This is a genomic window from Salegentibacter sp., from assembly GCF_041642575.1.
Taxonomy (GTDB): Bacteria; Bacteroidota; Bacteroidia; order Flavobacteriales; family Flavobacteriaceae; genus Salegentibacter.
Window position 1 is genome coordinate 41,164 of the sequence record NZ_JBEPWD010000009.1, and the last position, 7,429, is coordinate 48,592.

General features: G+C 40.0%; 8 protein-coding genes. 6 read left to right on the forward strand and 2 right to left on the reverse strand.

The annotated features are described in order from the left end of the window. Positions 1-56: 56 nt before the first annotated feature. Both ACESK1_RS03280 and ACESK1_RS03285 read right to left on the reverse strand, forming a co-directional pair. Complete coding sequence (locus ACESK1_RS03280; protein WP_372917889.1) at positions 57-941, reverse strand: NAD kinase; 885 nt, start codon at positions 939-941, stop codon at positions 57-59. A gap of 1 nt (position 942) precedes the next feature. Then, positions 943-1,599, reverse strand: a complete 657-nt coding sequence (locus tag ACESK1_RS03285) for a CBS domain-containing protein (RefSeq protein WP_372917891.1) — start codon at positions 1,597-1,599, stop codon at positions 943-945. Positions 1,600-1,689: 90 nt separating this feature from the next. Between ACESK1_RS03285 and ACESK1_RS03290 the strand changes: the two genes are divergently transcribed. The 6 genes from ACESK1_RS03290 to ACESK1_RS03315 form a co-directional block, all read left to right on the forward strand. Beyond that, positions 1,690-2,403, forward strand: a complete 714-nt coding sequence (locus ACESK1_RS03290; RefSeq protein WP_372917905.1) for a pyridoxine 5'-phosphate synthase — start codon at positions 1,690-1,692, stop codon at positions 2,401-2,403. A gap of 10 nt (positions 2,404-2,413) precedes the next feature. Beyond that, the gene (locus ACESK1_RS03295) at positions 2,414-3,175 is read left to right on the forward strand and encodes an alpha/beta fold hydrolase (protein WP_372917893.1); all 762 of its coding nucleotides are present in this window, start codon (positions 2,414-2,416) and stop codon (positions 3,173-3,175) included. A gap of 121 nt (positions 3,176-3,296) precedes the next feature. Continuing rightward, positions 3,297-4,547 (forward strand): OmpP1/FadL family transporter, encoded by a 1,251-nt coding sequence (locus ACESK1_RS03300; RefSeq protein WP_372917895.1) that lies wholly within the window; start codon positions 3,297-3,299, stop codon positions 4,545-4,547. Between the two features lie 9 nt (positions 4,548-4,556). Next, a complete protein-coding gene (locus tag ACESK1_RS03305; RefSeq protein WP_372917897.1) occupies positions 4,557-6,125 on the forward strand; it encodes an SGNH/GDSL hydrolase family protein in 1,569 nt (522 codons plus the stop codon). Positions 6,126-6,206: 81 nt separating this feature from the next. After that, positions 6,207-6,548 (forward strand): phage holin family protein, encoded by a 342-nt coding sequence (locus tag ACESK1_RS03310; RefSeq protein ID WP_372917899.1) that lies wholly within the window; start codon positions 6,207-6,209, stop codon positions 6,546-6,548. Between the two features lie 86 nt (positions 6,549-6,634). Further along, on the forward strand, positions 6,635-7,429 hold a 795-nt coding region (locus ACESK1_RS03315; RefSeq protein ID WP_372917901.1), incomplete at its 3' end, for a trigger factor.

The window sequence follows — 7,429 nt, forward strand, 5'->3', positions numbered from 1 at the left end:
AATAATTTGAGCAGTTTTGTACATATTCATAAACAGATTTAGAAAACTTTTATTGTTTAATTGCGCTTATCTTCTCCCCATAAAAGTTTCTGGCGCAGGGTATGTAGGAAGCTTTGTTCATTTAGTTCTACAATATTTACTGTGAATGGGGCTTTGGTAATGGTGATCTTGGTGTCATTCTTTAAAGATGCAATGCGGGAATCCATAGAGAGTAAATGCGTGTCTTCTCTCCCCGATACTCTGAGTGTGATTTTGGTGCTATCTTTAATAACCAATGGCCTGGCGTTTAAGTTGTGCGGGGCAATTGGGGTGATCACAATGGAGTCGGTGTCTGGGGTGATCACTGGGCCGCCGCAACTTAAAGAGTATCCGGTGGAGCCTGTAGGAGTAGAAATGATTAATCCATCTGCCCAATATGAAGTTAGATACTGGTCGTTTAACCAGGTGTCTACCGTTATCATCGAAGTGGTATTTTTTCGGCTAACGGCTATTTCGTTCAGGGCAACATTTTCAAAAATATCATCCTCAGGGTCGGGATAACAAGCAGTTTTTAAAACACTGCGAGAAGAAATGCTGAATTTCCGGTTAAGGATGCTGTGAATAGTGCTTTCTATCTCTTCCTTTTGTATGGTGGCCAGAAAGCCTAACCTTCCGGTGTTAATTCCAATAATCGGGATCCCGAGATCTCTTACATAATTTATTGATTTCAGAATGGTTCCATCGCCTCCAATGCAAAAAAACAGGTCATAGGACCTGTCTAAAAAGGTGAAAGTTTCATAAAAGCTTCGGGAATCGGGAACTGTCTTATTGAGTTTAATGAGTTCAAAGAATTTTTCCTCAATTATAACCTTTACATTCTCATTGTCGAGCAACTCCAGAAGTTGCCCGATATATTCTCCGGCATTTGTATGATAAAATTGTCCGTAGATCCCAATCTTCATATTAAATATTCAGGTATTTGTCTAAGTATTTAGAGCGGTCTTTTAAATTCTTGTTGAAATTGTCTTCCTGATGCTCTGAAACCACCCGGTACCCATACCGCCTGAATGCCTGGATGATCTCATTTATTCCCGATGGGCTGAGTTTCAATGTGATTTGAGCAAGATCATTCTCGAATTTTGATACAAAAACCCCAAGCATATTGGCGTTGTTGGATTCTACGATCTGACTTATTTCGCTGAAGGAATAATCTTTAAAGCCTTTTTCCAATACGATAATATTTCCCGGTTCGCTAAGAAGAGGGGTTTCGTTGAACAAAGCTATTATTTCATTGAGTTCCACATATCCCAGGTATTTATTTTCTTCATCTAAGACTGGTAAAATATTAGTGTTGTTTTGTGCAAAAGCGTCCAGAATGTCCAGCCAATATTCCGTTTCTCTAACAAAAAAGCCTTCCAGGGAATATTGATAATCCCCCAGGGTTTTTTCGGTTTCAAAACTACGGATGTCATTTTCTGAGATACAACCCATATAAATCCCGTTATTTTCTACCGGGAGATGGGAATAAGTGAGCTCGTTGAACAGATTCTGAATCTCTCCAACCTTGTCTGAAAAATGGCAAATAGAAACATCGTTTATTATAAAATCTTCTACGTTCATAACCCTCATCCTTATTTCTGCAAATTAATTAAAATAAAATTCATCAGGGCATTGGCAAGTTTGTATTTTTGTTAATCTAAAGCCAAAATGATGACCAAATTAAGCGTTAATATTAATAAAATCGCAACGCTCCGTAATGCCCGCGGGGGCAATATTCCTAATGTGCTGCAAACCGCTCTGGATATTGAAAAATTCGGTGCCCAGGGGATTACCGTTCACCCACGCCCTGATGAAAGACATATTCGTTACAGCGATGTTCGTGAGTTAAAACCAGTCCTGAAAACCGAATTCAATATTGAAGGAAATCCCGTTAAAAAATTCATTGACCTCGTTCTTGAAGTTAAGCCTGAACAGGTAACCCTCGTTCCCGATGCGGAAGATGCTATCACTTCTAATGCCGGCTGGGATACTGTGAAACACCGGGATTTTTTGAGAGAGGTGATTTCAGAGTTTAAAAATAATGGAATCCACACTTCGATCTTTGTTGACCCAGAAATAAACCAGATCCAGGGTGCTGCAGAAACAGGAACTGATCGTATTGAATTATACACCGAGGCCTACGCTCTGGCCTTTTCTGAAGGCCATAGAGCCGGGGTTAAAACTTATGCCGAATGTGCCAGAAAAGCTCATGAATTAGACTTAGGTGTTAATGCCGGTCATGATCTATCTCTCGAAAATCTGAGATATTTTAAGGAGGAGGTACCTTTTCTTGATGAAGTATCAATTGGGCACGCGTTAATTTCTGAAGCTTTATATTTAGGTTTGGAAACCACAGTTAAAAGGTATCTTGAACTTTTAAAATAAAAGCTTAGCTATGAAATTACATTCAAATATTCTTGGAGAAGGCACGCCATTTATCTTCTTGCACGGTTTTTTAGGCATGGGAGATAACTGGAAAACCCTTGGGGGTGAATTTGCCGAGGCAGGTTATCAGGTGCATCTTGTCGATCAGAGAAATCACGGGAAAAGTCCACATAGCGATGATTTTGATTATCAAATTATGGCTGATGACATAGTTGATTATTGTAAGCAGCATAATCTTTCTGATATTATATTGTTAGGGCATTCTATGGGTGGAAAAGCTGCTATGCTAATGGCTGCCCAAAACCCTGAATTGGTGAAAAAGCTCATTGTAGTGGATATCGCACCAAAATATTATGCGCCCCATCACCAGCAAATACTGGATGGATTAACTGCGCTTGAAGAAGCCAACTTAAGTTCGAGAAAAGAGGCGGAGAATCTCCTGAAGGAGTTTATTTCCAACAAAGGCATCAGACTTTTTTTGCTGAAAAACCTGGATAGAGAGTCTCAGGATAAGCTTTGTCTTAAGCTTAATCTTTCAGCCTTAAAAGCAAATATAGAAAAGGTTGGAGAGGCGTTGCCAGAAGACCAAAAATATAAAGGGGAAACCGTGTTTATAAGGGGGGAGAATTCAGATTATATTACTTCTGAAGATGAAGTTTCGATAAAAGAGCAATTTCCAAAAGCCGAAATAATAAGCATTCCCAATGCAGGTCACTGGGTTCATGCCGAGAATAGTGATGCTTTTTATGATGCTGTGCTGAAATTTCTTTAAATTTACCCGTATTATATTATGTATGCATAATAAATTGCCATGATTTATTGCATACTTTCTAATTTGTTCTATTTTTGAGGAGACTATTTTATTAAATACCATTATTAATCCCAATTCAATTATGAAAAAACTATTATTTCTATGTCTGTTTGGTTTAGCTGCAGCCGTAACATATGCCGGAGGGTACAGAGTAAGCCTGCAAGGGCAACGCTCTCTCGCCATGGGGCACACCGGTGTCGCAGTAGTAAATAATGCCGAACTGGCTTTCTTTAACCCTGCCGGGTTGGTGTATCTGGAAAATAAGATTAATGTGGCCGTAGGAGCCAGTGCTGTATTTTCAGAAGTAGTATGGCAAAATGACCAATTTGGTGAAACTTATCGAACAGACAGTCCCGTGGGAACTCCGTTCTATGCTTATTTTTCTTACAGAATGAATGACTGGCTAAGTCTTGGTCTTGCCGCTTATACGCCTTACGGGAGTACCGTAGAGTGGCCAAACGACTGGTCTGGATCCCACCTGATAAATAATATCGATCTACAGGCGATTTATATTCAGGCCTTGGCCTCCGTGAAAATTTCAGACAACCTTAGTGTTGGTGGTGGTCCTATTTATGTTTCAGGAGCCGTTAATTTTAACCGAAACCTGAATAGAACTCTAACCGATCTTGATGGTAATCGTTCCAATGTTACTGTTGATGCCAGTGGCGTTAGCGCTTTTGGATGGTCTGCCAGTGCGATGTATAAGCCTACCGAAAGGTTGACAGTTGGTCTTAATTACCGTTCAGAAATAATAATGGATGCTGAAGATGGAGACGCAGATTTCCAAAATATCCCGAACTCTCCATTGACTCCATTTGAAGACACTAAATTTGATGCTGAACTACCTCTTCCCGCCGAACTTTCTGTGGGAGTTTCATACGAATTACTCGATAAATGGTTGTTGGCGTTCGATTACAACCGAACTTACTGGAGTGTATATGAATCTTTGGATATTGATTTTGCAAATCCAAACATCCCTGATTCTGAAAATGTAAGAAACTATAAAGATGCTGCAACTTACCGTTTTGGAATGCAGTATTTAGCAAATGAAATGTTTACCCTTAGGGTAGGTTACTACTTTGATGAGTCTCCGGTGCAATCGGGTTATTTTGCTCCTGAAACACCAAGAAATGATGCCCATGGCTTTACCGGTGGTTTATCTGTGAATGTTAATGAGAAGCTTTCTATAGATGCGGCTTTCCTGTATAACCGTTATAAGGAAGTTGATGAGTCATATGATTTTTATAGCGAAGACGGACAAAGAGTGCCGTTTGAAGGAACCTATAAAACCTCAGCTTTTATCCCGGGTCTTGGTTTAACGTATAAAATTTAATTGAAGAACATGAAAAAATATTATAGATATATAGCAGTAGTACTAGCCGCAGGAGTTTTGTCTTGTGAACCAGAATTGGAAACCCCGGTAGATGAATTAGGTACTTACAGTAATGGCGAAGCCGATTTCTCAAGTTATGTGGCCTTAGGGAACTCCCTAACTTCAGGTTATGCCGATGGTGGCTTATACATTACAAGTCAGGAAAATTCATATCCGAACATTATGGCGCAACAATTTGCCCTAACCCAGGAAACCAATGAATTTACTATACCTTATGTGAATGATAATACCGGGGGGCTTTTATTCGGTGGAAATGTTATCGCTGAGAACCGTTTCGTTTTGGCAGTTGGTGCGAATGGAGAACCAGGGCCTGTACGTTATACAGGTAGTCAGCCTACCACAGATATTGTGAACACTCTTGATGGACCATTTAGTAATATGGGTGTATCTGGAGCAAAGAGCTATCACCTGGTGGCACCCGGATATGGGAATATTGAAGGTGTTCCTACCGGAATGGCTAATCCTTACTTCGCTCGTTTTGCCACTTCAGCTTCAACAAGTGTAATTGAAGATGCCATGATGATGAATCCAACCTTTTTCTCTCTTTGGATTGGGAATAATGATGTTCTTGGGTATGCAACTTCAGGAGGAACCGGAGAAGATCAAACCAATAATACCGATCCTTCTACTTATGGTCCAAATGATATTACCGATCCTAATGTATTTGCTTCGGTTTATACACAACTGGTAGAAACGTTAACCAATACTGCTAGTGGCGGAGTGGTGGTGAATATACCGGATGTAACATCTGTACCATATTTTACAACTGTACCTAATAACGCTTTGGTTTTAGACGCTGAAACTGCTGGAAACCTTACCGGGTTCTTCCAGGCGGTTTCCCAGGTTTTTACCGGTGTTTTAATGCAACAAGGTGTTCCACAGGAGCAGGCAGCAGCACTTGCAAGTCAGTATGCCTTAACTTTTAGCGAAGGTCCTAACAGATTTGTGATTTCCGTAGAACCATCAGATGCTAATCCTCTTGGTTTCCGTCAAATGACAGAAGAAGAATTATTGCTTTTAACCATAGACCAGGGAGCTTTGGCTGAAGGTTATGGTTCAGTGAGATTGACTCCTGAAGTTATGCAGGTACTTGGGGTTCTTCAAAGTGGTGACCAACCAACCCAGGAGCAGGTTAATACGCTGTTTAGCGCTGTAGATGGTATAGAGGATGCCGATGTCCTGGACGGAGAAGAAATTGAAAATATTGAAAATGCAACGGCTGCATATAACCAGGCGATCTCTGCTATTGCAGATGCCCATGGTTTGGCAATGCTTGATGCAAATGCTCTTCTAACCGATATCGATCAAAACGGATATAATTTTGATGCCGGGACAGTGACATCAACTTTCGCTACTGGCGGTGCTTTTTCTTTAGACGGGATTCATCTAACGGCTCGTGGATATGCAATTATAGCCAACGAGTTAATCAAGGAAATAAACAGTACATATAATGCTTCTGTACCGGGAGTTAATATTGGGAACTATCCCACGATTACTCTCAATAATGAAGTGAATTAAAGAACTTCACTTTCTTCAATTTCTTAAAACGCCGGAATCTCCGGCGTTTTTTGCATATTTGTAGTACTAACACCATAAACTATGAACTTCATTTTAAGAATTTTACTTACTGCCCTGGCCGTGGTTATACTGGCCAAATTTCTTCCCGGCGTTGAGGTCGCGGGTTATGTCACTGCCATAATTGTTGCCATTGTTCTGGCTATATTAAACCTTTTGGTTAAACCAATTTTAGTGTTGTTTACACTCCCGGTAACCATTTTAACTCTGGGTTTATTTTTATTGGTCATAAATGCGATAATCATTCTTTTAGCTGATGCTTTTGTGGGCGGATTTGCGGTGAATGGTTTTCTTATCGCCTTACTTTTTAGTTTACTTTTATCGCTCTTTCAATCCATCTTGTTTTCCCTTCTCGGAAAAGATTAGAAGAGGGCTGAAATTCAATAAATTGAAACTTTGCGGGCTTGGGAAAAAAGTGTAATTTTGCACTCCAATTTTTATAACAAGTCACGATGAATATTACCAGAGAGAATATTGATGAGCTTAATGCGGTAGTAAAAGTTGATATCGCAAAGGAAGACTATGCCCCAAAGGTAGAGAAGATATTGAAAGATTACCGTAAAAACGCCAACATACCCGGTTTTAGAAAAGGCCACGTGCCAATGGGAATGGTTAAAAAACAATACGGCCAGGCAGTTTTAGTAGATGAGGTGAACAAACTTCTACAGGACGCCCTTAATAAATACCTTACCGAAGAAAAACTTGATGTTTTAGGAAATCCTATCCCAAGAGAGCAGGAAGATTTCGACTGGAATAAAGAAGAATACAGCTTTGAATTTGAGCTTGGTCTTGCTCCTGAATTTGAGGTGAATCTTGATCTTGAAAAGCCGGTTACCAAGTATAACATCGTTGCCGATGAGAAGATGGTTAATACCCAGCTCGAATCTATGCAAAAGCAGTACGGGAAACTGATTTCAAAAGATGAGGTTGATGATGAGAAGGATATCGTTGCCGGAACTTTCAAAAACGAAGAAGAAGGGATCGAGAAGGAATCTTCAGTAGAACTGGAAAAGGTCAACGGCAAAAAGAATCTTGATAAATTTATGGGCTCCAAAGTTGGAGACACCATTAAATTGAAGACTAAAAATCTTTTCAAAGATGATCACCAGTTAATTGATCTTCTTGGAATCGATCACGATAAAGCTCACGATCTTGATATTGAAGTTGAATTCACTATTTCTGAAGTTAACAAAAGAGAGCTGGCCGACCTTGACCAGGAACTTTTTGACAAGCTCTTCGGAAAGGAT